This is a genomic window from Rhodanobacter sp. K2T2 (assembly GCF_013408815.1).
Classification (GTDB): domain Bacteria; phylum Pseudomonadota; class Gammaproteobacteria; order Xanthomonadales; family Rhodanobacteraceae; genus Rhodanobacter.
Genome location: NZ_JACCCA010000010.1, coordinates 66,045 through 90,826 on the forward strand (window position 1 = coordinate 66,045; position 24,782 = coordinate 90,826).

Annotated in this window: 28 protein-coding genes and 1 tRNA gene; 12 read left to right on the plus strand and 17 right to left on the minus strand. The window is 63.1% G+C overall.

What is annotated here, in order from left to right; all coding sequences use genetic code 11:
- Positions 1-7: 7 nt before the first annotated feature.
- Positions 8-1,372 (minus strand): tryptophan--tRNA ligase, encoded by a 1,365-nt coding sequence (locus tag HDE78_RS15820; protein ID WP_179481227.1) that lies wholly within the window; start codon positions 1,370-1,372, stop codon positions 8-10.
- A gap of 46 nt (positions 1,373-1,418) precedes the next feature.
- Positions 1,419-2,333, minus strand: coding sequence for an arginase (gene rocF / locus HDE78_RS15825; protein ID WP_179481229.1), 915 nt, complete (start codon positions 2,331-2,333; stop codon positions 1,419-1,421).
- A 119-nt stretch (positions 2,334-2,452) separates the two neighbouring features.
- On the opposite strand from rocF, the gene HDE78_RS15830 reads away from it, so the two are divergent.
- Both HDE78_RS15830 and HDE78_RS15835 read left to right on the plus strand, forming a co-directional pair.
- Entirely contained in the window at positions 2,453-3,331 is an 879-nt protein-coding gene (locus HDE78_RS15830; RefSeq protein WP_179481230.1) for a DUF4142 domain-containing protein, read from the plus strand.
- Positions 3,332-3,344: 13 nt separating this feature from the next.
- Positions 3,345-3,653 carry a DUF4031 domain-containing protein gene (locus HDE78_RS15835; RefSeq protein WP_179481232.1) on the plus strand — a complete coding sequence of 103 codons (309 nt, stop codon included), beginning with the start codon at positions 3,345-3,347 and terminating at the stop codon, positions 3,651-3,653.
- On the opposite strand, the gene HDE78_RS15840 is transcribed toward HDE78_RS15835, so the two are convergent.
- On the minus strand, positions 3,648-4,229 hold the full coding sequence (locus HDE78_RS15840; protein WP_179481234.1) for a hypothetical protein: 582 nt from the start codon (positions 4,227-4,229) through the stop codon (positions 3,648-3,650). The two genes, HDE78_RS15835 and HDE78_RS15840, sit on opposite strands and share 6 nt — an antisense overlap.
- A 544-nt stretch (positions 4,230-4,773) precedes the next feature.
- Here HDE78_RS15840 and HDE78_RS15845 point away from each other — a divergent pair.
- Complete coding sequence (locus HDE78_RS15845) at positions 4,774-4,938, plus strand: hypothetical protein (protein ID WP_179481236.1); 165 nt, start codon at positions 4,774-4,776, stop codon at positions 4,936-4,938.
- Positions 4,939-5,165: 227 nt separating this feature from the next.
- Here HDE78_RS15845 and HDE78_RS15850 read toward each other — a convergent pair whose 3' ends face one another.
- The 8 genes from HDE78_RS15850 to HDE78_RS15885 form a co-directional block, all read right to left on the minus strand.
- Entirely contained in the window at positions 5,166-5,426 is a 261-nt protein-coding gene (locus tag HDE78_RS15850; protein WP_179481238.1) for a hypothetical protein, read from the minus strand.
- Between the two features lie 967 nt (positions 5,427-6,393).
- Positions 6,394-7,455 carry a hypothetical protein gene (locus tag HDE78_RS15855; RefSeq protein WP_179481240.1) on the minus strand — a complete coding sequence of 354 codons (1,062 nt, stop codon included), beginning with the start codon at positions 7,453-7,455 and terminating at the stop codon, positions 6,394-6,396.
- Between the two features lie 65 nt (positions 7,456-7,520).
- Positions 7,521-7,703 carry a hypothetical protein gene (locus tag HDE78_RS15860; protein ID WP_179481242.1) on the minus strand — a complete coding sequence of 61 codons (183 nt, stop codon included), beginning with the start codon at positions 7,701-7,703 and terminating at the stop codon, positions 7,521-7,523.
- 301 nt (positions 7,704-8,004) lie between these two features.
- Complete coding sequence (locus tag HDE78_RS15865) at positions 8,005-8,730, minus strand: integrase arm-type DNA-binding domain-containing protein (protein WP_179481244.1); 726 nt, start codon at positions 8,728-8,730, stop codon at positions 8,005-8,007.
- 192 nt (positions 8,731-8,922) lie between these two features.
- A tRNA-Thr gene (locus HDE78_RS15870) sits at positions 8,923-8,998 on the minus strand.
- 92 nt (positions 8,999-9,090) lie between these two features.
- Positions 9,091-9,813 (minus strand): SPOR domain-containing protein, encoded by a 723-nt coding sequence (locus tag HDE78_RS15875; protein WP_179481246.1) that lies wholly within the window; start codon positions 9,811-9,813, stop codon positions 9,091-9,093.
- A gap of 60 nt (positions 9,814-9,873) precedes the next feature.
- A complete protein-coding gene (locus HDE78_RS15880) occupies positions 9,874-10,629 on the minus strand; it encodes a type III pantothenate kinase (RefSeq protein WP_179481248.1) in 756 nt (251 codons plus the stop codon).
- Positions 10,626-11,600, minus strand: coding sequence for a biotin--[acetyl-CoA-carboxylase] ligase (locus tag HDE78_RS15885; protein WP_179481250.1), 975 nt, complete (start codon positions 11,598-11,600; stop codon positions 10,626-10,628). The genes HDE78_RS15880 and HDE78_RS15885 overlap by 4 nt, the downstream gene beginning before the upstream one ends.
- Positions 11,601-11,641: 41 nt before the next feature.
- On the opposite strand from HDE78_RS15885, the gene HDE78_RS15890 reads away from it, so the two are divergent.
- Positions 11,642-12,139 carry a hypothetical protein gene (locus tag HDE78_RS15890; protein WP_255457858.1) on the plus strand — a complete coding sequence of 166 codons (498 nt, stop codon included), beginning with the start codon at positions 11,642-11,644 and terminating at the stop codon, positions 12,137-12,139.
- A 12-nt stretch (positions 12,140-12,151) separates the two neighbouring features.
- Positions 12,152-12,964 (plus strand): M90 family metallopeptidase, encoded by an 813-nt coding sequence (locus tag HDE78_RS15895; protein ID WP_179481252.1) that lies wholly within the window; start codon positions 12,152-12,154, stop codon positions 12,962-12,964.
- Positions 12,965-13,037: 73 nt separating this feature from the next.
- Here the strand turns inward: HDE78_RS15895 and HDE78_RS15900 are convergent, their stop codons facing one another.
- The 4 genes from HDE78_RS15900 to dusA form a co-directional block, all read right to left on the minus strand.
- Positions 13,038-14,459 carry an ATP-binding protein gene (locus tag HDE78_RS15900; RefSeq protein WP_179481456.1) on the minus strand — a complete coding sequence of 474 codons (1,422 nt, stop codon included), beginning with the start codon at positions 14,457-14,459 and terminating at the stop codon, positions 13,038-13,040.
- Positions 14,425-15,117 carry a response regulator transcription factor gene (locus tag HDE78_RS15905; protein ID WP_179481254.1) on the minus strand — a complete coding sequence of 231 codons (693 nt, stop codon included), beginning with the start codon at positions 15,115-15,117 and terminating at the stop codon, positions 14,425-14,427. The genes HDE78_RS15900 and HDE78_RS15905 overlap by 35 nt, the downstream gene beginning before the upstream one ends.
- Entirely contained in the window at positions 15,117-15,446 is a 330-nt protein-coding gene (locus HDE78_RS15910) for a PepSY domain-containing protein (RefSeq protein ID WP_179481256.1), read from the minus strand. Before HDE78_RS15910 ends, HDE78_RS15905 begins: the two co-directional genes overlap by 1 nt.
- An 82-nt stretch (positions 15,447-15,528) precedes the next feature.
- Positions 15,529-16,542, minus strand: coding sequence for a tRNA dihydrouridine(20/20a) synthase DusA (gene dusA, locus HDE78_RS15915; protein WP_179481259.1), 1,014 nt, complete (start codon positions 16,540-16,542; stop codon positions 15,529-15,531).
- A 311-nt stretch (positions 16,543-16,853) separates the two neighbouring features.
- On the opposite strand from dusA, the gene HDE78_RS15920 reads away from it, so the two are divergent.
- Complete coding sequence (locus HDE78_RS15920) at positions 16,854-17,630, plus strand: ferredoxin--NADP reductase (protein WP_179481261.1); 777 nt, start codon at positions 16,854-16,856, stop codon at positions 17,628-17,630.
- A gap of 45 nt (positions 17,631-17,675) precedes the next feature.
- The gene (locus HDE78_RS15925; protein WP_179481262.1) at positions 17,676-18,158 is read left to right on the plus strand and encodes a DUF456 domain-containing protein; all 483 of its coding nucleotides are present in this window, start codon (positions 17,676-17,678) and stop codon (positions 18,156-18,158) included.
- 65 nt (positions 18,159-18,223) lie between these two features.
- Here the strand turns inward: HDE78_RS15925 and HDE78_RS15930 are convergent, their stop codons facing one another.
- Positions 18,224-18,889 (minus strand): hemolysin III family protein, encoded by a 666-nt coding sequence (locus HDE78_RS15930; RefSeq protein WP_179481264.1) that lies wholly within the window; start codon positions 18,887-18,889, stop codon positions 18,224-18,226.
- A gap of 165 nt (positions 18,890-19,054) precedes the next feature.
- Here HDE78_RS15930 and HDE78_RS15935 point away from each other — a divergent pair, with 165 nt between their 5' ends.
- The 5 genes from HDE78_RS15935 to HDE78_RS15955 all read left to right on the plus strand — a co-directional run bounded on the left by HDE78_RS15935 (position 19,055) and on the right by HDE78_RS15955 (position 24,384).
- Positions 19,055-19,744 (plus strand): energy transducer TonB, encoded by a 690-nt coding sequence (locus tag HDE78_RS15935; RefSeq protein ID WP_179481266.1) that lies wholly within the window; start codon positions 19,055-19,057, stop codon positions 19,742-19,744.
- A gap of 311 nt (positions 19,745-20,055) precedes the next feature.
- Positions 20,056-20,631 (plus strand): cysteine dioxygenase family protein, encoded by a 576-nt coding sequence (locus tag HDE78_RS15940; RefSeq protein ID WP_179481268.1) that lies wholly within the window; start codon positions 20,056-20,058, stop codon positions 20,629-20,631.
- A gap of 46 nt (positions 20,632-20,677) precedes the next feature.
- Complete coding sequence (locus HDE78_RS15945) at positions 20,678-22,045, plus strand: FAD/NAD(P)-binding protein (RefSeq protein ID WP_179481270.1); 1,368 nt, start codon at positions 20,678-20,680, stop codon at positions 22,043-22,045.
- 51 nt (positions 22,046-22,096) lie between these two features.
- Positions 22,097-23,488 (plus strand): cardiolipin synthase, encoded by a 1,392-nt coding sequence (cls, locus tag HDE78_RS15950; protein ID WP_179481272.1) that lies wholly within the window; start codon positions 22,097-22,099, stop codon positions 23,486-23,488.
- Positions 23,489-23,574: 86 nt separating this feature from the next.
- The gene (locus HDE78_RS15955) at positions 23,575-24,384 is read left to right on the plus strand and encodes a prolyl oligopeptidase family serine peptidase (RefSeq protein WP_179481273.1); all 810 of its coding nucleotides are present in this window, start codon (positions 23,575-23,577) and stop codon (positions 24,382-24,384) included.
- Positions 24,385-24,387: 3 nt separating this feature from the next.
- Here the strand turns inward: HDE78_RS15955 and HDE78_RS15960 are convergent, their stop codons facing one another.
- The gene (locus tag HDE78_RS15960) at positions 24,388-24,774 is read right to left on the minus strand and encodes a hypothetical protein (protein ID WP_179481275.1); all 387 of its coding nucleotides are present in this window, start codon (positions 24,772-24,774) and stop codon (positions 24,388-24,390) included.
- Between the last annotated feature and the right edge of the window lie 8 nt (positions 24,775-24,782).

Genomic DNA, 24,782 nt, shown 5'->3' on the forward strand with positions numbered 1-24,782 from the left:
TCAAGCATCACTCGCCGGCCGCCAGTTGATCGATCGCCTGACGCAGTTGCGCCAGCGCGTCATCGCAAGTGGGCTCGTCGCGATAGTCGGCGGAGCTCGCCACCGGCTCGCCGTCCAGTTCGAGCACGACGCGCAAGGCATCGATCTGCAGCGCGACACCGTCGGTGCCAGCCGTCTTGATCCGCTTTTGCAATGCGCCGGCCGCCTTGGGATCGGAGAACGGCACCGACAGCAGCAGCTCATCGCCATCGGCCGAAAACAGGCGAAAGCGGAAGCTGCCGTCGGCGTCGCGGAAGCTGGCAAAACGTGGCGCCTTGCTCGACTTTGCGGCCGTCTTGGTCGGTGCCGGCTTCTTTAGCGAGCTACTGGCCGAACGCAGCCCCAGCGCATCGCGCAAAGCGGCAATCTTCGGCGTGGCAATCGCACGTGCCTTGATCGCCCCTTCCTGAAGAATGCGCTCGATATCGGACGGATCGGCGATCAACGCCTCGTAGCGTTCGCGCATCGGCGCCACGTCCTGCTCGACTCGCTCGTACAGCGCCTGCTTCGCGTCGCCCCAGCCCATGCCGTCGAGCAGCGACTGGCGAAACGCCGTCGCTTCTTTCTCGCCCGCAAACGCGCGAAAGATCGTGAACAGCGCCGAGTTGTCCGCATCCTTCGGCTCGCCCGGAAGGCGCGAGTCGGTGACGATGCGCATGATGGTTTCGCGCAGCTGCTTTTTGCCGCCGGCGAAGAGCGGAATGGTGTTGTCGTAACTCTTCGACATCTTGCGACCGTCGAGACCCGGCAAAGTCGCCACCTGCTCCTCGATCAGCGCCTCGGGCAGCACGAAGAACTCGCGGCCGTGGATATGGTTGAAGCGCTGGCCGAGATCGCGCGCCATCTCGATATGCTGAATCTGATCGCGCCCCACCGGCACCTTGTGCGCGTCGAACGCCAGGATGTCCGCGGCCATCAGCACCGGATACATGTACAGGCCGGCGTTGATGCCGGCATCGGCGTCTTCACCGGTCTCGGTGTTGCGATCCACCGCTGCTTTGTAGGCATGGGCGCGATTAAGCATCCCCTTGGCGGCGATGCAGGTGAGGAACCAGGTCAGCTCCGGTATTTCCGCAATGTCCGACTGCCGATAAAACGTGACGCGTTGCGGATCGAGTCCGGCCGCCAACCAGGTCGCGGCGATCTCCAGCCGCGAACGCTCGATCCGATCGGCATCGCCGCTTTTGATCAGCGCGTGATAGTCGGCCATGAAATAGAACGCATCGACGTCGTCGCGCCTGCTGGCTTGCACCGCGGGGCGGATCGCGCCGACGTAATTGCCCAGATGCGGCGTGCCGGTGGTGGTGATGCCGGTCAGTACACGAGTCTGCATGATGTTCGCTTGTGGATAATCGAATGGAAACGCGTGAATTCGAGCGTCAGCGGATCAGCGTGGATTTGCCGAACAGCGACTCGACCAGATCGACCGCAAGCTTGGCCGTCTGGTTGCGCTTGTCGTACGCGGGGTTCAGCTCGACGATATCCAGCGAGGCCAGCCGACCGGTGTCGGCAATCATCTCCATGCACAGCTGCGCCTCGCGATAATTCGGGCCACCGCGCACTGTCGTGCCCACACCCGGCGCGATGCTTGGATCGAGAAAATCGACGTCGAAGCTCACGTGCAAATGCGTGTTGTCGTCGATGTCGTCGAGCGCCTCTTCCATCGTGCGTTTCATGCCGACCTCGTCGATATGGCGCATGTCATAGACGCCGACACTGGCTTCGCGTACCAGTTTCTTCTCCGCCGCATCGACCGAACGAATACCGATCTGGCGAAACACGTCGGGCTTGGTCGCCGGCTTGGTGCCGCCGAGGTGAGTGAGCGCATCGGGACCGTTGCCGCACAGGCAGGCCACCGGCATGCCGTGAATATTGCCCGACGGCGTGGCAAGTGCCGTATTGAAATCGGTATGGGCATCGAGCCACAGTACGCGCAGCTTCTTGCCCTGGTCTTCGCAATGCCGCGCAACGGCGGAGATGGAACCAATCGCCAGACAGTGATCTCCACCCAGCATGATAGGCAGATAGCCCGCCTGAAGCTCTTCATGAACAGCCGTATAGACGGCCGTATTCCATGCCACCACCTCATCCAGATGACGATAGCCGTCCGCAGGCGGCTGCCAGGGGTTGAGCGGGCCGTGCAGATTGCCGCGATCAACTACCTTCAGTCCGCAACGTTGCAGGCGGGCGAACAGATTCGCCACGCGCAGTGCTTCGGGCCCCATCGACGCACCGCGATGTCCGGCGCCGATGTCGGTCGGTACGCCGATCAGTGAAACGGTCTTTGTGCTCATAACCTGTATACCTGCGTGTTGGTGAGCCGCGGCACGAGCGAAAAAACCGTCGCTGGCGATGCCCGCAGCCAAGCCCTCGAATTCTAACGGATTGCCCGCACGATCGCTTTGCATGACCGGTGGCCGGCCGGCGGGGCGAGGCCGCGATACCTAAACCTCGGCTTTTAGAGCCTGTTTCAAGCCGCCAACCTTCGGGCCATACACCCCACCATCACAAACTCTTTCCAACCGCTGGGTTTTCATCGGTAACCTACCGAGTATCAACAGGATTCCCTATGCAAAATCGCCATGTACTCCGAGCAATCACAGCCGCCTTGTTGCTGAGCTCAGCCCTCGCAGCGGCGGCCCAGTCCGAGACCAGCGAAACAAATAGCGGCCTCAGCGCGGCCGACACCGTATTCATCGAAAGCGCTGCCAAAGACGGCATGGCGGAAATACAGATGGGCAACACAGCGCTCGGCAAATCCAGCGATGACAAGGTGAAAGCGCTCGCGCAGCGCATCGTTGATGATCACACCAAAGCCAACACCGCGCTGAAAACGTTGGCAGAAAGCAAAAAAGTGAGCTTCCCGTCCGCCCCCGGGAAAGACGCGCAGAAAGAGAACGACAAGCTCGCGGCCATGAAGCCGGCCGGCTTCGACCAGACGTGGTCCAAGGCGATGATCAAGGATCACCAGGACGCGATCAAACTCTTTACGGCCGAAGGCAAGGACACCAAGGACACCGACATCCAGCAGTTCGTCAAGACCAACCTGCCCACGCTGAAGTCGCATCTGGAAACGGCGCAGCAACTCGCCGCCGTGCCGGATGCGCGCGACCAGGCGATGGATCAGGCATCGAAATCGATGGCCGGCACCATGGACAGCACCCCGGCAACAGCATCGACGGCAACGGCCGCAACGGCCACACCATCGACAACACAGACCCCGACCGTGAAATCGTTGACACCGACTGTAGCGCCCGGCGCCCCCGCCGCAAGCTCGGGCGCCAAGCACTGAGCATGCGCCGGCCGTGACTGTTTATGTCGACAATTTGCGCAACTATGGCTGGGTGGTGCATGGAGAGGTGACACCCAGCTGCCATATGTTTACCGACGCCATCGACCTGACCGAACTACACGCCATCGCTGCCCAGATAGGCATGCGTAGAGAATGGTTCCAAAACAAGACCGTCGCGCCGCACTATGACCTCAAGCCGGATTTTCGTGTAGCGGCGATACGCGCGGGTGCACTGGCGGTTGACCGACGTAGCGCTGCGCTCATCTGGCGCGCACGTCGAGCGCTGGTCCAAGCCGCTGACGACTCGGAACAAACGTCATGAACTGGTCTGATGAAAGAGCAAGATCGCGCCGCTCTGCGTGCCCTGCGCGTCCGTCAACGGCATGGCGTCGCCCATAGCCGTGACGCTGGATCCATCCGGCCGGCGGATCCGCCATTTCGCACCCAGAACGGTTTCACCGAACATGGCGGCGCGAGCCAGCGGCAGATCGGTCGACGGATAGGGTCTGCCATCCTCGGTAAATAGCCCGTGCATCGGGCTGTAGTCATCCGGCTGCACGCCCATGATGAGCCGACCGTGCATCGCGATGGCCACCGCGTTGGCAAAAACGATGCTGCCCGCCGCATCCACAACGATAGCGCCATCGGCGAGCTGCTCGAGCTCGGCAGTGCTGCGTTCGTCGAAAGTCCACGGCGAATGGCGAAATTTCAGATGGGGATTGGCGGTCATGTCGGCGGAAAGAGTGTCGACGCAGCAGCGTTCCTGGGAGGGGATGAAAGCGTTTTGACGATGCCGCGCGCCCTTCTGATCCAGGCGGCAATGTACCGAAAAAATCTGCGCCATCGGCATGACGCGGCCAATCTTCTCAACGAGGCACTGCCCGAGAATATGCAACATTCATGCCTTGAACGCCGGTAAGGCGGACGCTTTCCGGACGCTACAATCCCGCAGCAGCTCATGGATAGCCTTGCCGGGGTGACGCGTTGTAATGCGTTAAACCGCGGCACAAGCATGCCCACGCTTCGCCAGCGGTTGGCAAAAAACTTGCTTCACATGGCTATCAAAATTTATGGGCACACGGAATGTTGAAGTATATCGGCCTCTCGATATGCCTATGCCTATTGGCCTTAGGGTTGAATCGTGCGCTTGCGGATCAGCGAATCACACGGCATCTGTCCGACAAAAGCGCGCACAGCGTCACAAATGGCTCCAATACGCCTGCCGAAAAACCGAAGAGACTGGCTGGGGGGAAATTCTAAAGTCTTTTCGTCGAGCGCCTGAACGTACGATCGAGTGATCCATCGCGCACTGCTTTGATGTGAGATGACTGAAGGGACAAGCCACGTACACAATTCGTGAAGAACCGCAGTCCGTACCGCACCAGGCTTCATGGAAGCATCGAGATGAACTGGCCATCTTGCTGGCCGACCTGGATGCATCCATGCCGCAGCCGATCATCAACAAGCTCGACAGCGCCGACTTTATGCCGCTTTTTGCGGGCAGAGCAGACACCATCGCACGTCAGGCGCATGCAGCCCACCGTCAGTTGCTCGTGGATCGCTTCAATGCCCTGCTTGAAGAGATCAACAAGTACGCCGACGCATAGCTGCCGCCGCACGATCTATTTCTTGCCTAGGTTACGGCCGACCTGGAGGCCAGAGGCCCGCATCGCGTCGGACCTCTCGCTCTACCGATGTCGATTCGGCATTTCCCCAACAGCGGAGCAGCACGTTTTGGCGAGAAAGCGTAATTGCATTGATCGCAGATAACCTAACATCGCGTTCGACCCGATGACCGAGTCAAACCATCGTTGTCAAATTTTAACGACGGCGCTTAGCTGTAGCACTCACGGTTCACAGCATCTTGCACAACGGGCTGGGGCCGGTCTTTGCCGACCGAAACTCCGCTCCTCTGCAGCCACTGCTTGGATTGATCAAGCAGCTGGTGCCGACCATGACACCATTCGCAGGCACCGGAATCCTTGCGCCCGGGTGCCAGCGCCGAACCGTCCTTCCTGCCGCACTGAGGGCAGTCCGCGTTGGCGAGCATATGGGCAGTTTGGGCGAAAAGCTCGATGGGGTTCACAACAGACATGAAATACTCCTGCAAATAAGCGTGAGATCATCGGTTGCTTGCATACGCATATACGCTCAGGTCCGCCACGCGGATTCACTGACACCCTCGTCCGCCACGAAGTCATCGCCGTCGATTGGCGAAGTTGCTGAAAACAGCCTTGTTAAGGGAGCAGCAACGACCGTACCAATGGAACGACACATCTGAATCGTGCTTGGCTCGCGTTGCCATTTAAGAAACCTATGAGGGTAGCGGGCAACGTATTGGACGATGCCACCACACGAGGCATTGAACTCCAGGAAGCGCTAGCGTTGTTGACGATGCAACGCAAAAGCTTCTCCCGCCTCGCTCAGCGAGACCAAGCACTGAGCATGCAGGCGGCCGGTGCAACTTATTGCGCCATCGCTCAACCAAAACACCCACCATTCCATCAAGCGGCGTCCGCTTGAATCTAGCTATCTGCCAAAACGTTGAGGCGCATGCGGGCCGGTGAGCGCCTGGACGGCACACCAAGCCATTCCTGGCGTCTTCCAATCGCCCAGCCGGAACCGCCCTTGAAAGACAGCAAAGGATCAGAAAAATACTTGCTTGTACGTTTTCTCATGGACGGCGTCTCATGCGGCAACCATTCTGATCATTAGTGATGCTGGGTGAACAGTAGATCAAATGCCGCGAAGTAGACCCGAGCAACACGACGCCTCAGACAGGTGCGATGCTTGGAAAGCACCTTGGTTTCTAATGCTAAAATCGCCGCATATAGATATCCCCTCGCTAGGACGGGAGGCTCGCGCATCTCGTAGGTGTCCATCCATGGCCAAGAAGAAAACGGCTGCAGTTTCTGGCAGCCGAGATGCATTGAAATGACCTCAGATGGCGGATATCGCCCGCATGGCCGGTGTTTCATCATCGCCACCAGCGAGAGCCGTTGCGATTGACCAGGAGATAAAAACCACTGCCGTAAGCCTTCTTATAGATCTGAGCCACCGTATTAGACAATCGAAGGCTCATCCATGTGAAGTCGGCGCGCTAGGTCAACATAAGCCTTGCTCGATCGAAATTCCGCCATGGTGAGCGAGGCGTCTTCGACCACCGAGTAGTCACGCTTGCCCGCAGCCAGAAACGAAGCCACCATTCGCATGACTCCGATATCAGGAATCATGTCTTCCAGAAACAAAAATTGCCCTGCCTGATTGACTTCCAAGAACTGATACGCACCATCGGCATCGACCACAAAGTCAAGGCAACCGAAGACCAACCCTAGCGATGCCATCAAGGCTTGGATACCTTCCTCAAGCGTTGCAGGTAGCGTTATTCTCTCGGCGAAAAAATCCTGCTCGAGCACATGTGTTCGCCAATCGACGTAGCCTTCTCCGGAGCGTCGCCGCATGCGTACGGCAAGCAACCGATTACCCGCCACGGTGACACGAATATCAGCCGTCTTCTCTACATAACGCTGGTAGATGCCCGGACAAAACTCGATCACCTGAGTATCAGGCAAGTGGTCGTTATCCAGTATGGTCGTTGCTGCGCTGAGCCCACCTTCTTCTCGCCACAAGTGCGGATGAAACGCCTTGAAGACGACGCGGCCGCCTTGCGCCAACTGTCGCAGCGCGGCCGCGTCGTTACCCATCACTGTCTCAGGAAATTTCAACCCTACATCTCGCGCCGCGACGAGTTGCAACAATTTGTTTTCGGCGCGTCGGGATTCTTCTGGCGGATTGACCCAGAACGAAGGCAGGAACTTCGGCGCGGTAGCGACAAGGTTTTCATAAAAAGTGCGCCACTCGCCAGCGAGAAAAGCCTCATCTTGCGGCAAACTGGGCTTTAATTTCGGCGCTTGCGGCCGCCGATTCCATACTGATATAGGCGCGTCGCCCATGTCGCGTAGCCCGGCGTGTCCAGGCCCTATCTCGATGCCAACTTCACGGCCTCGCCATTGCGCCAGTCCAGTGCTAAGTACCACTTGTACGCCCAAACGCTCAAGCGCCCAGCTTAACGCAAGGGCATGCGGATCGTCTTCGAAGGCAAGCACATGTACTTTGCGCGTCACGAAAAAAGACTCCTGTCAGAACAATGCGCCTTGTTGCCAAAGCGCATTGAGTCAATCGTCTGAAATCAACTTGGATCGTAATCGAGACCGCCATCCGCCGGAGAGTGAATAGATGCAGTCATCGTTATCATTGTTAGAAAATGGCCTCTGCTTGGATCAGCCCACTCTTCGCCGAAGGCAGTGGCGCTGAGTCGAGCCAAGGGGCGAATCGTTGATGACATTTCAGTTTCGACGTTGAGCTCACTCATAATCATCTACTCCATCATTAGCCGTACATCACGGCTCCGCGAGCATAAATCGATTCGCTATGGGCGTCGGTGAATTGATAATGACGCTGGATGAAACTCGATGAAACTGCGATACCGGTCACGTCTTGCACGGCTACGCCAGGCAACTCACTTAAATGGACGGCTGTCGCCTTGAATTCCTGAGTATATCGCTACGTCGTATGCGGACAGGGGCCGGGCATGCGAGCACTCCAGAAGTGATAGTTCAGGGTGCCCACTAAAGCGTAGGACTCTCGGTTGAATTCAGACCACTTGGCTTTGCTCAACTCACCCGGCCGGACCAACAACAACGACGCCAGCTGGAGGGTACAGCGCACCGCCATGATGCCGCTATAGCCTTCTCGATCGCGCGCAGCAGCTCGCCGACCTTGACAGGCTGGTGATGCTGGCGTGGTGCCGCGTCTTGGCCGTCTTCAGTGCCCGCACAGATCGGCGGAAGGATCACGCTCGGCGCAGCCGGTGGCCACCGCACAACGGAAGACCAGATCGATTTCAGCCGCTGCGCCTTTTCCAGGTGCCCGCGCGACTCCACACCTCGCAGCACGGCAAGCGGCTCCGGCGCTGTGATGTCAAAGACTTGCCGCTCACCGATCCACGGATTGGCCAGCTCCTTGAGCATCCACTTCATCTTGCGACGGATGATCGGAGCCAGCTCGCCGCGGCCGCCGAGCCATTCGTCGCCTACGGCTTTGAACGCGGTCGCCGCGGATAGATGCTGGGTCGCCTTGTCCGTCTGACGCTTTGCGCTCGGATCGACGCCCTGGCTGAGTAAATCCTTCGCCGCGGCGGCCAGCTTCCGTGCCTGCGCCGACTTGACCTCGGAATAGGTGCTCAGGCTCAGCATCTTTGCCTTGCCCTGGAAGCGATATCGATAGTGCCAGCGAGGGCTGCCGGTCGGAGGAAGCTCGGTGCAAAGACCGCCACCATCAGCCAGCCGATAGAGGCTTGGCTTGCGCTCGAGTGTGAGTAACTCCTTCTCGGTGAGCATGTGAGTAAACAAGGCCCCTGAAAGTGAGTAACTGATCGGCGAAACCGTGAGTAACCGCCGTGTTACGCACAACCTTTCACACTTTGAGCGGGCTGCAATGGGACGACCTTGGACGATATCGCACAAAAACCCGCTTTAATGCGGGTTTCGATGGATTATTGAGCCGATATGGGATGGCTTTAGATGGTCATTTGGTGCCGGCACCCGGATTCGAACTGGGGACCTACTGATTACAAATCAGTTGCTCTACCAACTGAGCTATGCCGGCAAGGAGCGCGATTCTAGCAGTCGCGCTACGGTTGCTCCAAGCGGACGAGTGAGTCGGATGATTTTCAACCGCTGATCGCCCCGGCACGTAAATCAGAAACAGCTGGTGCTGTGTGAGTTGACGCCGCTGGCGCGGACGCGGTTGCGCCATTCGAATCGCGGGCTGTTGTTGGCGACCAGATCGAGCCAGTACTCGGGCACGGTTTCGCTGCGTTCGCTCAAACGGGCCGGAAAGCCGGCCGCCACCACTTCGTCGCGGCGCTTGCGCGCGTTGGCCGGATCCTTGAACAGGCCCAGCGAAACCGTATTGGGCTGATCGCCGCTGCTCACTACGAAGTAATCCTTGATGTTGCGCGCGCCGAGCTGGCGGGCCAGCTCCAGCGCCTGCGCGTGACTGCTGGTGGCGGGCAGATAGACCCAGAAACCGTTGGGCTGGTTGATCTGCTCCTGGCGCGACCGCATGCGTGTAACCTGCGCGCCAAGCGCCTGGCGGGCATTGCGCAGATCCTGCGGGGTAGCGAACGGACCTAGCGCGAGGCAGATTTGCGGTACCGGTTGCGCAGGCCGAGGCGGCGGGGTATTCACGGGTGCGGCGGGAGCCGGCAAAGAAACCGGAGCCGCCGTTGCGACAGATGCCGCGATGCTGGGGGCGGCCACGGTAGCTACGGGCTGGGGCATTTCCGACAGCAGGCGCAATTCACGTACGCCAGGGTCGACGGCATTGCCGTTGTGCGCATAGGGCTGGCCAAGCAACAGCCATGCCCCTACCGCAATATTGAGGGCCATCAAAAGGACGAACAGCAGACGCAGAAACATCGAATCCCCCATACCGGACGGCAACTCATTCTAGATCGACGACGCGTCGACCGAGGCGGTCTAGTTCGACGCCCTGCTCTGCGTGTTCGCCCATACCGCCAGACCGCGCAGCACGCCGTCGCGAGTCATTTGCGCCGGCAGGGCCAGCAGCGGCTGCAGCTCGGCGGCGTCGCCACCGCCGAGAATCAGAGTGGGCGCACCTTCAAGCAAAGGTGTCACGCGCGCAGCGAAGCGTTCGATCAATGCGGCCGCCGCCTGCCAGCAACCCGACGTCACCGCGTCGGCGGTGTTGTCGGCCAGGTCGAATATTTCACCCGTACGCTCCGGCCGCACGCGCGCGGTGGCGTCGATCAGCGAACGCTGCATGAGCAGCGGGCCGGGCGCGATCAGGCCGCCGAGATGGCGTCCGTCGGCTGCCAGCGCATCGAGCGTGAGCGCAGTGCCGGCGCTGGCGACCACGCAGGGCGCATAGCCGTCGGCATACGCGGCGACCATCGCCAGAAACCGATCCACGCCCAGCCGCTGCGGTTCGGCATAGGCATTGCGCACGCCGCACGCGCTGGCCGGCGTGCGCAGCCAGATCGGTGCGCGCGCAAACCGGCGGCCGATCACGTCGGCGACCAGGGCCTCGCGCGCCGCATCGACCACCGACGCGGCAACGATCATCTCCGGAGTAGGCAACCCCGCGAGTGCGGACTCAAGCTGCGCGGCGAAACCCTCCTGCCAGTCCAGTGCGCCCTGCGCCAGCCAGCCCTCCGGCTGCAGCATCAGCGCCCACTTCATGCGGGTATTGCCGAGATCGAGCAGCAGCCTCATGTGCGGCGCACCGTGACTTCGGCGCTGTCGACCTGACGCAGGCTACCGTCGTGCAGGCGTACCTGCAGCGCACCGCGCGCATCGACGCCGGCGCCGACGCCCTCGAATAGACCCAGTGCGCCGCTAAGCTGCAGCGGCTGGTCTTTCAGCAGATCGTGCCGCGCGTATTCGTCGAGGAAGCCGGCAAAGCCATCGCGCTCGAACTGCTGCAGGCCTTCGACAAGCGCAGCGATCAGCGTGGCCGCGACGCGGTTGCGATCCGGCGGAGCGTCCTGCGTCAGACTGGCCAGATCGCTCGCCGGCTGCCCCGCCTGCTCGCGCAAGGCCGGCGTGAGCCGCAGGTTGAGGCCGATGCCGACAACCGCCGCGCACGGCCCCTGATATTCACCGCTGAGCTCGACCAGAATGCCGCCGAGCTTGCCCTGCGCGGTGAGTATGTCGTTCGGCCACTTCAGGCCGGTTCCGCCGATACCGAGCGTTTCCAACGTCCGCATCACGATGACCCCGATGGCCAGCGACAGACCGCCCAGCGCGGCAAAACCCTGATCGAATCGCTTGAGGCAAGACACATAGAGATTCAGTCCAGGCGGCGACAGCCATGGGCGGCCGCGACGACCGCGACCGGCGCTTTGCGTTTCCGCCAGCACTACGCTGAAGTCCGCGGCGCCGGCGCCGCGCCGCTGCAGCTCGCTGGAGGTGGAGTCCAGCTCCCAGTACACGTCGAGCGCCCCCAGCTTTTGTGCCAATGGCGCGGGTATGGCCGCACGTATCCGGTCGGCATCGAGCATCTGCAGCGGCCACGGCAAGCAGTAGCCCGCGGCGCCGCGCGCTTCGATCGGCACGCCGCGCGCGCGCAGGGCTTCGATCTGTTTCCAGATCGCCGCCCGCGTCACGCCGGCCCCGATGGCTAATCCAGCGCCGGAGATCGGCTCACCGGCGGCAAGCGCCGACAAAAGCTGAGACGGCTGCATCAGCACTGCCCAACGGCGGGTAGGCGCAAACGGGAGGCGCGATGACGGCAAGCGGCAAAATGGGGGATAAACATCCGCGCAGTTTAGCCCGGCGCGCCGCCGACGCCGATGCCCCTGGGTCGCCGCGGGGGCAGCACTGGCAACGCAGCGCGGTTTCTGACACGATCGGGGCTTGCCTTGCGAGTCTAGGGAGTTCGATTGCCATGCGCGTCAAACATTGGCTCATCGGCTGCGCCATCTGTTTTGCCGGCATCGGCGGCGCCGCAGCGACAAACGTGGACAGCCGCGAACTCGACGGCTCGCTGCATGGAAACGGCGACACCAACAGCGCGCGCGACTCAGGCAGCAGCAGCGAACCGGGCAGCGTCAACGAACCTGTCCTGTCTCGCGACAACGCCCCGCCCAGCAGCAGCGATTCGCGCAAGAGCGGCTCCGGCATCAGCGCAACGGGCCGCTCCAGCATGGACGCGGTACCGCCTGCGCGCGTTCAACAAACCCATCTTGGCTGGCAGTCTTTGCTGCCCGGATCCATCCAGTAAGCGTCCAAGGTCATGCCGGGGCATTGGTGGCAATCGCTACGAGCTCGACTCGAGCCTCCACCCATCGCCGATCCCCTGTGGCGGCGCGCGCTGTTCGGCTGCCCGCTCGCTCGCGGCCTTGATGCGGAAAGACAGCAGCGTCTGCGCCGGCTGGCCGCGCTATTTCTGGCGCGCAAGCGGTTTCACGCGCTGGCCGGCGCCGTGTTGGACGACTACTGGCGACTGCTGATCGCCATGCAGGCCTGCCTGCCCGCCCTGCAGCAGGGTGCCGGCAGCCTGCGCGGCTGGCGCGAGGTGCTGATCTATCCCGGTGAATTCAAGGTGCGCGGCACTCAGCACGCCTGCCACAGCAGTGTGGCGAACGTCAGTGGCGATACGCGCAGCGTGGATACCTGGGAGCACGGCCCGCTGGTGCTGTCGCTGGCCGATGTGCAGCTGGATCTGGAGCAACCGTGGGATGGCTATAACGTCGTGCTGCACGAAATGGCGCACAAGCTGGACATGCTCGACGGACCGCCCGACGGCATGCCGCCGCTGATGGACATTTCGCGGCGGCGCTGGGTCGAGCAGTTCGACCGGGCGTATCGCCGCCTTGCGGATGCGCCGGTGCGGAACGACGGCCATCCGATCGATCACCGCGGCGCTGAAAACGCCAGCGAGTACTTTGCGGTCGTTACCGAGCTGCACTATTCGCAGCCCTCGCTTCTGCGCGAGGCGGAACCGGCGATAGCTCACCTGCTCGAAGCGTTTTATGGGCCCTCGCCGGCCATCTGGGGTGAAACGTCCAGCGCCGTGCGCGTGCTGAAAAAGCCGATCGCCCATTAGAGCCTGTTCACCATCTCCCCGTGCCCCGCGGAGACTTTGAACAGGCTCTTAGGTCGACGCGCGCCTTGCACGATCAGGCCGGCGTCAGGCTCACGCTGAAACGTGCGCCGCCGAGCTCGGGCGAACGGTCGACCAGCAGCTCGCCCTGGTAGGCATGCACGATGTCCTGCACGATGGACAGGCCGATGCCATGACCCTGCACGCGCTCGTCGCCGCGTACGCCGCGCTGCAGGATTTTTTCGATCTTGTCCTCGGGGATGCCGGGGCCGTCGTCTTCCACGCTCAACCACAACCCGGTGCGCTGGCGCGCCGTGGTCGCCTGCGACTTCACCACCAGCAGCACCCGGTGACCGGCCCACTTGAACGCGTTTTCCAGCAGGTTGCCCATCAGCTCCAGCAAGTCGCCCTGCTCGCCGTAGAACACTGCGCGCTCGTCGATATCGAATTCGCACAGCACATTCTTGGCCGCGTAGACCTTCTCCAGACTCTGCACCAGGTCTTCGGCATGGCCGGCGATCGGCACGGCGCTGGCAAACGTCTGCCGGCCGGATGTCGCCGCACGGGACAGCTGATAGGCGACCAGATCGTCCATGCGGCGCACCTGATCGAGCACGCTGCTGCGGCGCGAGGCGTCATCGAGGACGGTGGACTCCAGCTGCGAGCGAATCACCGCCAGCGGCGTCTTCAGGCTGTGGGCGAGATCGGCCAGCGTGTGCCGATAGCGCGTGCGCTGCTCCCGCTCGTTGTCGATGAAGACGTTGATGCGTTCGGTTAGGCTGGTGAGCTCCAGCGGATATTGGCTGTCCAGATGTTCGCTATCCCCGCGCTCGACGCGGGTCATGTCGCTGGCCACCTTGCGCAGCGGCGTGAGGCTCCAGCGCAGCAGCAGAAACTGCAGCACGATCAGCATTACGCCGAGTATGGACAACCACGCAAATAGAGTTCGGCGATAGCCGGCGCTGTCGCCTTCGAGCTGATCCTCGGTCTGCGCCACCGTCACTGTGAGGCGCACGGATTTTTTCTCGGCGGTGTCCAGCGCCACGCCGTAGCTGTAGTAGTACAGCCGGCCCATGCGGGTATCGACCGGACCCACCAGCGCCGTACTCTCCCCAGGCTCCAGCGGTTTGAGAAAGCTGAAGTCACGGCCGATCGCCGACGAGGACTCCCAGCGATAGTTGTCGTCCCCCTGTGCCACGGCATACAGCCCGGAGCCGGGCCGTGAAAAGTCGGGGTTGGGCAAGGTATCCGGCGGCAGCAGCTTGCCGAAACGATTGACGTCGAAGTTGGTGATCAGCGCGATGGTGTCGTTCTGCAGACGTTCCTGCAGCGCGCTCAAAGCACGGCTCTGGTTGGCCTTCGACAGCGTCAGGCCGACCAGCCCGAGAAAGCCGGCGAGCACGAACCCGGTGGCGATCGCCGCGCGCGCCGCCAGTGACAGCGGCTGGCGCGGCGGCACGAGATTACTCGTCGTCGCCGTCGGTGCGCGGGATGGCAAAGCGGTATCCGCGTCCACGAACCGTCTCGATGGGCTTGAGGGTGCCTTCCGGATCGAGCTTGCGCCGCAGGCGGCCGATGAACACTTCGAGCACGTTGGAGTCGCGGTCGAAATCCTGCTGGTAGATGTGCTCGGTGAGGTCGGCCTTGGAGACCAGTTCGCCGGCATGCAGCATCAGGTACTCCAGCACCTTGTACTCGTAGCTGGTGAGGTCGACCAGTTTGCCCTCCACCGTGACCGTCTGCGCGGTGGTGTCGAGCTTGATCATGCCGCAGGCCAGGATCGGCTTGGACCAGCCGCTGGCGCGACGCACCAGTGCGTTGATTCGGGCCAGCAGCTCTTCGACATGAAAGGGCTTGACCAGGTAATCGTCGGCGCCGTACTTCAGGCCTTCGACCTTGTCCTGCCAGCTGCCGCGTGCGGTGAGGATCAGAATCGGGTAACGCTGACCGTCCTCGCGCAACGCCTTGACCAGATCCATGCCGGACATCTTCGGCAGGCCCAGGTCGATGATCGCCAGATCGAACGGCACTTCGCGGCCGAGGTAGATGCCCTCTTCCCCGTCCTGCGCCGCATCGACGGCGAAACCATCGCGCTTCAGGCGAGCCGCCAGGGTCTCGCGCAGCGGCGCTTCGTCCTCCACCAACAGGATGCGCATCAGTGTCTCTCCTTGCTGCCCGGATTTCGGCCGGGCGGGTTCTTGATCAATGGTGTGAAAACTGGTGTCGTTATCGGACCCCTGCCGGCATCCGACGGTATCGCCATCACTCGCACATGCCCTTGTGGCGTCAGCACCTTGATGCGGTACTCGGTGCGTCGACCCACGTGATGTGGTTCGGCCGAAAGCACCTTGCCACCGGTTTCGCGCTGCACCCTCTGCACGGCCTGATCCATCGACACATCCGGCTCCCCCGACTGCGCCGACGCCACCGCGCCAAAACTGGCTAATGCAAACAAAGCTGTGGTGAAGAATTTGTGGGTTGCCATGCGTCTACATTCCGACCGGCAGTTGCCGGAGCGTTCAGATTAGGCAATCCGGGCTGAATACTGACCGGACGAACGGCGGCTGTCACGCCGCGACCGAACACGGTGCGATCGCCTGTTCGATCAGTTGCCAACCTGCCCCGGGCAAATGCGCCCCCTCGCTGATCGTGCGCCGAAACGCCCGCGCCCCCGGCTCACCCTGGTAAAGCCCCAGCAGATGCCGACTGATGTGCTTCAGCGCCGTGCCGCGCGCCAGCTCGGCCTCCACATAAGGCCGCATCTGCCGCAACACGTCGTCGCGCGTGGGCAACGGCTCGCCGTAAAGCGCCGCCTCGATCCGGGCCAGCAGATACGGATCGTGATAGGCGGCGCGACCCAGCATCACGCCATCGACCTGGCCCAGGTGTGTTTGGACCTGCTCGACCGTGCCGATGCCGCCGTTGATCACCACGGTCAGCTCGGGAAATTCGCGCTTGAGCCGATAAACGCGCTCGTAATCCAGTGGCGGAATTTCGCGATTTTCCTTCGGCGACAGGCCCTGCAGCCAGGCCTTGCGTGCATGCACGGCCATCACTTCGACGCCCGCTTCCAGCATGGTCTCGGTGAAGTGCTGCAGGCCCGCGTAGTCGTCCTGATCGTCGACGCCGATACGGCATTTCACGGTGACCGGCACGCTGACCGCGTCACGCATTGCCCGCATGCAGTCGCCGACCAGGGCCGGTTCGCGCATCAGGCAGGCGCCGAAGCGACCGGACTGCACGCGATCGGACGGGCAGCCCACGTTGAGGTTGATCTCGTCGTAGCCGGCCTGCGCGCCGTCGCGCGCCGCCTGCGCCAGCTCGCGCGGATCGCTGCCGCCGAGCTGCAGGGCGACGGGGTGCTCCTGTTGACTGTGTTCGAGTAATCGCAACTGTCGGCCGCGCACGAGCGCCGCGCTGGTCACCATCTCTGTATAGAGGCGCGCGCGCGGCGACAGCAGCCGGTGGAAATAGCGGCAATGCCGATCGGTCCAGTCCATCATCGGCGCTACGCAGACGCGCCACGGGATGCCGGTGGATTCGGTATTGGGAGTGTTCGCGGCGGCGCTGGAATCGGTCATGACCATCCTATTGTCCTGGATTGCTGCCCGCGAGTGGAGTTCCAATTTGCTCCGGCTTGGCGTCCCGCAGATATCGCGCCGAAATGCGCAGAGCGGCACACCAGCAGTAGCGTGGGCGCGATAGTTGATGATCGGGGCCAGCGAAATGCCACAGCGGCGCTTTCGCTTCACGCGGCAGAGCGCATCGTCGATCGCGTAAAATACGCGCAGCCAGCCATCGCGCGGCAGTAGCCGAAACGACGCGAACAGCCAATCCGACGTTGAGCCGCCTTGCGGCCATCGACCAACCCCATTCCAAAGTGAGATAAACCATGGTGGCAATGGCATCCGAGCGCGTGATCGACGTGCATCACTGGAACGATTCGCTTTTCAGCTTCCGCACCACACGCGATCCCGGCTTTCGTTTCGACAGCGGCCAGTTCGTGATGATGGGGCTGGAAGTGGACGGCCGCCCGCTGATGCGGGCGTATTCCATCGCCAGCGCGAACTACGAGGAGCATCTGGAGTTCTTCTCGATCAAGGTAGCCGATGGTCCGCTGACCTCGCGCCTGCAGCATCTGCAGCCGGGCGATCCGGTGCTGGTCAGCCGCAAGCCGACCGGTACGCTGGTGCTGAACGATCTCAAGCCCGGCCGCCATCTGTACCTGCTGGGCACCGGCACGGGGCTGGCGCCGTTTCTGAGCCTGGTGCGCGACCCGGAAACCTACGAGCGCTTCGACAAGATCGTGCTGGCCCACGGCGTGCGCAACATCGCCGATCTGGCCTACGGCGATTATCTCGAACACGAGCTGCCGCAGCACGAGTATCTTGGACCGCTGGTACGCGACAAGCTGATCTATTATCCCAGCGTCACCCGTGAGCCCTTTCGCAACCGCGGCCGCATCACCGACGCGATCGCCGACGGCCTGATGAACCAGACCATCGGCCTGCCGCCGCTGGACCCGGCGATCGATCGCATCATGCTGTGTGGCAGTCCGGCGATGCTGGACGATCTTTCCACACTGCTCGACGGCCGCGGCTTCCACGCATCGCCGCGCACGCGCGAACCGGGCGACTACGTGATCGAACGGGCCTTCGTCGAAAAATGAGCGTCGGCGCTACAGCGTTGGCGCGACAGTAAAGGACCGCATCGAATGGATATGGCGCTCTACCTGCTGGCCGCGGCGTTGATCGTCGGCGGACTGGCCGGCTCGATCATTCCCGCCCTGCCCGGACTGCCGATGATTTTCGGCGGTATCTGGCTGACCGCGGCTGTGGACGATTACCGGCACCTCGGACTGTGGTGGCTGCTGATCATCGGCGGACTCGGCACCGCAGGCGTCATCATCGAATTCATCGCCAGCACGCTGGGCGCCAAACGTGTCGGCGCCAGCCGGCTGGCACTCTGGGGCGCCAGTATGGGCACCCTGGCCGGCATGTTTCTCGGCATACCCGGACTTATCCTCGGGCCGTTCATCGGCGCCCTGCTGGGCGAACTCGCTTCCGGCACCAGCGTGCTGCGCTCGGCGCATGTCGGCGTGGGCACGTGGATCGGCCTGCTGTTCGGCACGCTGATGAAACTGGTGATCTCGTTCATGATGGTCGGGCTGTTCGGGCTGGCTTGGCTGCTGGGCTAGAAGTCGAAAGGCGTTGGCCGCCGTTGCGTCATCGCGATAACCGGCCGGCGCATCGAACCGACCGCTCAGGCCGGATCGGGTATCACGTAAAGCAGCACCGCCAGAAAATGCAGCACGCTGCCGGTCAGCACGCACAGATGCCACAGCGAGTGGTGATACGGCAATTTGCGCCACAGATAAAACGGCACACCCAGCGTGTAGGCCAGGCCACCGGCAATGAGCAGCGCCGTGCCGCCGCTCTGCAGATAGGCGCTCAAGGGTTTGAAGGCAATCATGCCGATCCAGCCCATGCCCACATAGAGCAGCACGGCGAATTTCCGATAACGCTTCAGCGGCCCCACTTCCAGCGCGCTGCCCAGCAACGCCATCGTCCACACCGCGATGAACAGACTCCAGCCCCAAACGCCAGGCAGAGCAATGAGCGTGAACGGCGTATACGTGCCGGCGATCAACAGAAAGATCGCGATGTGATCCAGCGTGCGCAAAGTCGGCTTGGCTCTCACCACGGGAATCGAGTGATACAGCGTCGAAGCCGTATAAAGCAGAATCAGCGTAGTGCCGTAGACCGCGCTTGCCGCGATCACCCGCGCATCGCCATGGCGCGCGGCGAAGGCCATCAGAATCGCCAGACCCGCAATGCTCAGCACGATACCGACGCCATGAATGACGCTGCTGGCCAGTTCGTCGCCGAAACTGTAGCGCGGACCGGCGATGTGCGATGTAACGTTCATCCAGACTCCTGAAACGGACGTCCAGCCGTCCACTTGAAAACGGCAGCAGCTTCACTTGCGCCACCGTATGAGATGAGCATACGCTGCAATTGCTGCAGCGCAATACCCAGCATATCGGTCTGTGGCTCTGCCGCGCCCATCCAAACTGCCGTCAGGAGGTCGCCCATGTCTTCCGCAAGTCTGGTCCACGCTCGTCATACGCCGCAGCATTCCGCCCAGCCCGATCCTGTCCGGATTGTCGCCCTCAGCGCCGCGATCGCGCTGAATCTCGGCGTACTCCTCATCGCCACCCGTCCGATGGGTGCGCCTACCCTGCCTGGGCTGGAGCGGCCTGCTGCCGCTACGCTGATTCGATGGATCAGTCCACCCGCCGTGATACCGCCACCGCCGGCCATCGTGATGAAGCCGCTGCCGCACTTGCACAAGGTCGCTCCGCACAGCGCGCCGAAGACCACGCCGCTGGTGGTGCCCGCGGTCGTGCCGACGGACGAAGGCCGGCTCGCCGTGGCCCCCACGGCACCGCCGACCATAACGCCCACGACGGCACCCGAGGCACCGGCGGCGACTGGCAAACCGGTCGAGGCGAGCCTGGCTTACCGGTCCGCGCCGCTGCAATTCCCGGTACAGGCGCTGCGCGAGCAGCTTCACGGCACGGTGCTTTTGCGGGTACTCGTGGATGAGAGCGGCAAGCCGCTCGACGTCGTGATCGAACGAAGCAGCGGTCACACGCTGCTGGACCGCAGCGCGCGCGAGCAGGTGCTGGCGTCGTGGACGTTTCAACCGGCGATGGTCGACGGAAAAGCCGTACGCGCCTGGGCAAAGGTTCCGGTCAGTTTCGATTTGCGTCAGCAATAAGGGCACCAAGAGCAACGCGCTCCGGTCGGCACCCACGTGCCGACCGGAGCGCCTTTTGGTGTATGTATCCGGAGACCGAGGCTTTTGCCATCGACGGCAGGTGCAGCGACAACCGACATGCACGCATCGGCGCCAAGACGCATGGAGCGATGCAGACGCGCCGCTGAAGGCTGGAAAAAGAACCGGTCGGGCACTTCATCGGCTACGTCATTTACCGGCAAATAGCGTCGCGTAAACCCTGCGCTAGCCTTACGCGTCTTTAACGAGTCGCATGCTCCACTGGACACCAGTCGTTCAGCCGGATTCCACGTATGGGGAAATATCTGCACACTTTGAAGACGCTGCGCGAGATCGCACTGGAGCACGGCGCCGCCGAACAGCCCGATCTGGCGCTGATGGCGCGCGAGCTCGGCCGCGTGGTGCATCAGGATGCCGAGGCGCTGACCACGCGCTTCGCCCCGCTGCGCGCGCGCCGTCACGGCTTTGAGCGCTGGCTGGTGGCCGAGCGCAGCAAGCCCGCCATCAGCGTGCTGGTCATGGCATGGCCGCCGAACCACATCACCCCCGTGCACGACCACGGCGGCCTGTGGGGACTTGAGGTCACCCTGCTCGGTGCGCTGGAGGTGCAGTCGTACGATCGCGATCCGCAAACCGGCGATCTGCGCGAGCTCGGTCGCGACTGGCTCGGCCCGGGCGACGGCACCTGGTTCGAGGGCAGCGAAAGCCATGCGCATCGCTGCCGCAACCTCTCCCAACGCGATACGGCATTGACGCTTCACGTTTATGGGGGCGATCTGGCACAGTACTTCGCTTACGAGAAGGCTGAGCCGGAAGCGGGTTGGGTGGCGAAGCTGCAGCGTGCGGCCGTTGCCGGTCATATCAGCTGATCGTCACGCCACCACTCGCTCAACGCTAAACCGATCAGGTAAATTCATGTTTCGACGGGTCGCCATCATCGGCGGCGGTGCCGCGGCCGCTACTTTGCTCAGCGAATTGCTGGAGCGAAAGCCGTCGCAGCCGCTGCATCTGGACTGGTACACCGGCGGCGGCACACTGGCGCGCGGTGTGGCCTATGGCACCGCCTCCGACCGCCACCTGCTGAACGTCCGCGCGGCGTCGATGAGCATGTTCGCCGGCAAGCCCAGCGGATTTCTCGACTTTCTGCAGCGCGAAGATCCCACCATCGCGGGCACCGATTTCATGCCGCGCCGCCGCTACGGCGACTACCTCGAAGCAGAGGTAGCGCGCGCGCTGGCGCAGGGCAAGGCCAACGGCCACGACGTGAATGTGATTCCGTTCGCGGTCGAGGCGGTCGTACCCGAGCGCGATGCCGTCACCGTGATGCACGGCGAGGAGAGCCGCCTCTTCGACGCCGCCGTGCTGGCCCTGGGCTCGCTGCCCACACAGCCGCTCAGCGGCGTCAGTGCGCAAGCGCTGGAAAGTGGGCGCTACGTGGTCGATCCGTGGGCACTGATGGCCAACGCGGACAAGCTTCCGACGCCGCGCAAGGTCGTTCTGATCGGGCTGGGGCTGACCGCCGTCGACGTGCTGCTCGAGCTGTCGGCACGCTGGCCGCAAACCGACTTCACCGCCATCTCCCGTCACGGTCTGCTGCCCGAGGCACATCTCAACGCCGCGGCGGCGCCGACCGGCGACAGCGGCGAGCTGATCGAAGCGATGCGCGAATCGCCCGACGTCCGGCACTGGCTGCACCTGTTGCGCGAGGCGCTGGCGCACGAGCGCGACTGGCGCGCGGTGCTGGACAGCCTGCGGCCGCATACCCCGGGCCTGTGGCGCGAACTGGATCAGGAGCAGCGTGCGCGCTTTCTGCGCCACGCGCGCTGGGCCTGGGAACGCGCGCGTCACCGCATGCCCCCGCAGGTGGGCAGGTCGATCGCGGCGCTCGAGGGCGAAGGCCGGCTGCATCGACTGCGCGGCCGGATGAAATCCGTTGCCGTGCTCGGCGACAACCTGCAGTTGCAGCTAGCCTCGGTGCCGGCCGGCAATCCCCAGACACTGGACGCCGACCTGGTCATCCAGACCACCGGCATGAACAACGATATTCGCCGCACCGGGCATCCCCTGGTCGGCCAACTGCTTACCAATGGGCACGTCGTCTCCGATCCGCTCGGCTTGGGCATGCAGGCCATGCCCGACGGGCGACTGGCGCGTGGCGAGGACTACTGGTCCAATCTGTTTGCGATCGGCAGCATGCTGCGCGGCACCCTGTGGGAATCCACCGCCATGCCGGAAATCCGTCAGCAGGCACGCAGCCTGGCCGACCAGCTGCTGGCCAAGTAAGCGCACGCCCAGCACCGTCAGCACTACTCTCCATTCCAAGACCTCACGCCGATGACCGCGTTTCTGATCACCGCCGGCTTTTTGCTGTTTCATGTAGCCGGCGTGCTGGCGGCCATGCATGCCGTGATGCACACGCGCACGCCGCAGGGCGCCATCGGCTGGGCGCTGGGCCTGATTCTGCTGCCGTATCTGACCCTGATTCCCTATCTGTACCTGGGCTCCAATCGTTTTCTCGGCTATCTCACCAGCCAGCAGTCGAAGCTCTCCTCGCGCGCGCCTGACGGCGGCAATACGCAGGTGATCGATCCGGACTGCGCGCGCTACGCGTCCATCAGCGCGATTCAGGGCCGACCGTTTCGCAGCGGCCATCAGTTGAAGCTGCTCATCGACGGCGACGCGGCTTTTGCAGCGATGCTGGCCGCCATGGCCGAGGCGAAGCACTGCCTGCTGGTGCAGTTTTTCATTTTTCACGACGACCAGCTCGGCCGGCGCGTGCAGCAGCTGCTGCTGGAACGGGCGGCCGCCGGCGTAACGGTTTGCGTGCTGTTTGACGGCGTCGGCAGCCACGACCTGCCCAAGCACTACATCGAGACGCTGCGCGCCGGCGGCGTGGCGATTCATCCGTTCGCCACGCACCGCTGGCGTAACCGCTTTCAGCTGAACTTCCGCAATCACCGCAAGATCGTTGTCGTCGATGGCGCACGCGCCTTCGTCGGCGGCCTCAACGTAGGCGACGAATACCTCGGCCTGAAGCCGCCGCTGGCGCCGTGGCGCGATACGCATATGGAGCTGCGCGGCCCTGCGGTATCCGACCTGCAGCAGCTGTTTGCACGGGACTGGCAGTGGATCACCGGCGCACCGCCGCCGCTGCTGCCTGCACCGCCCTGCACCGGCGAGGCCAGCGCGCTGATCGTGGCCAGCGGTCCGGCCGACGCACAGGAAACTTGCTCGCTGTTTTTCACCGCCGCCATTCATGCCGCGCGCGAGCGGCTGTGGCTGACTACACCCTACTTCGTGCCGGACAACGCGGTGCTCGCCGCGCTGCGGCTGGCGGTGGCGCGCGGTGTCGACGTGCGCGTATTGATTCCCTCGCGGCCCGATCACCGCACGGTGTTTCTGGCCTCAACCCTGCACGCGCACGAGGCGCTGGGCGCAGGCATTCGCATGTTCCGCTATCAGCCCGGCTTTACCCATCAAAAAGTGCTGCTGATCGACGACGACACCGCCGCCGTGGGCAGCATGAATCTCGACAGCCGCTCGTTCCGACTCAACTTCGAGGTCAGCGCCTTGATCGTCGATGCAACGTTTGCCCGCGACGTGGAAGCCATGCTGACCGCGGATTTCGCCAAGGCGCTGCCGGTGGAAAAAAGCGAATACCTCGATGCGCCCTATCTGCACCGCGTGGCCATGCACGTGGCGCGACTGTTCGACCCGCTGCTGTAATGCTCCGGCGTCGCCATGCTGCACGGTGACTTGCGCCTGTCCGCGCGAGGGCCTTGAATAGTCCGACCTTTCCATGGACACCGCCGATGCGCCTGCGCTTTTCCCTGCTGTCTATACTCCTGCTGCTTTCGCTGTACCTGCCAAGCTTCCGTGCGAGGGCCGCCGACGGTTCGCACTTCGTCGAACGCAGTGTCACCGTACAGGGAACTGCTTATCGCTACCAGGTGTTCGTGCCGGACGGCTGGACGGCTAAACGCCGCTGGCCCATCGTGCTGTTTCTGCACGGCAGCGGCGAAGCCGGCAGCGACAATACCAAACAGATGACCCAAGGCCTGCCGCCGTGGTTGCGCGAGCACGGCGCCAGCTTCCCGGCCGTGGTGGTGATACCTCAGGCGCCCGAGCACACCTACTGGAACGGGCCGATCGAGCAGATGGCGCTGCAAGCGATGCAGAACAGCATCGACGAATTCCACGGCGATCGTCACCGGCTCTACCTCACCGGGCTGTCGATGGGCGGCTTCGGCGCGTGGCAGATCGCCATCGATCATCCGGGCCTGTTCGCCGCCGCCGCGATCATCTGCGGCGCGATCAACCCGATCGCCGACGAGCCGGCGCTGCACGTGCTGGGCCTTCCCGCCGGTGCGGATTCGTATGCGTGGGTCGCCTCGCACATCGGCGGTCTGCCGGTGTGGATCTTCCACGGCAGCGCCGATACGGTGGTGCCGCTCACCGACGATCATCGCCTGTATCCCGCGCTGCAGGCCGCGCACGACGAGGTGCGCTATACCGAATTTCCCGGCGTCAACCACGGCTCGTGGGTGCCGGCGTACGCGCTACCGGAACTGTGGCCGTGGATGTTCTCGCACCGGCTCGAGACCGTTCGCGCCACCCCGTAGGCGTCAGCGGCGACGCAGCAGCCGCGTTCCCCACCGCGAATGACACAGCACCCACGCCGCGTAGATGCCCACCACGATGCCGAGCAGCTCGCACAGCACGCGCACGCCGATGCTGTCCGGATCGTGCACCTCGGCCAGCTTGGCGCGCAGTAGCGCTATCGACTGCAGCCTCGCGTAGTTGAAATAGAACAGATCCCACAGGTCGCCGCTGGCGGTGACCAATGCAGCCACCAGCACGGTCCAGCCGATCTGCGTGCCGTCACCCCAGGCATTGCGCTGACCGAGCCAGTGGAACACCACGAACAGCAGCAACGCCGCCAACGCGGAGATCAGGCCGGCCTGCATGCCGCCGACCATGCCAAACCCCATCCAGCTCTGGTCGTAATGCATGGCGAGTC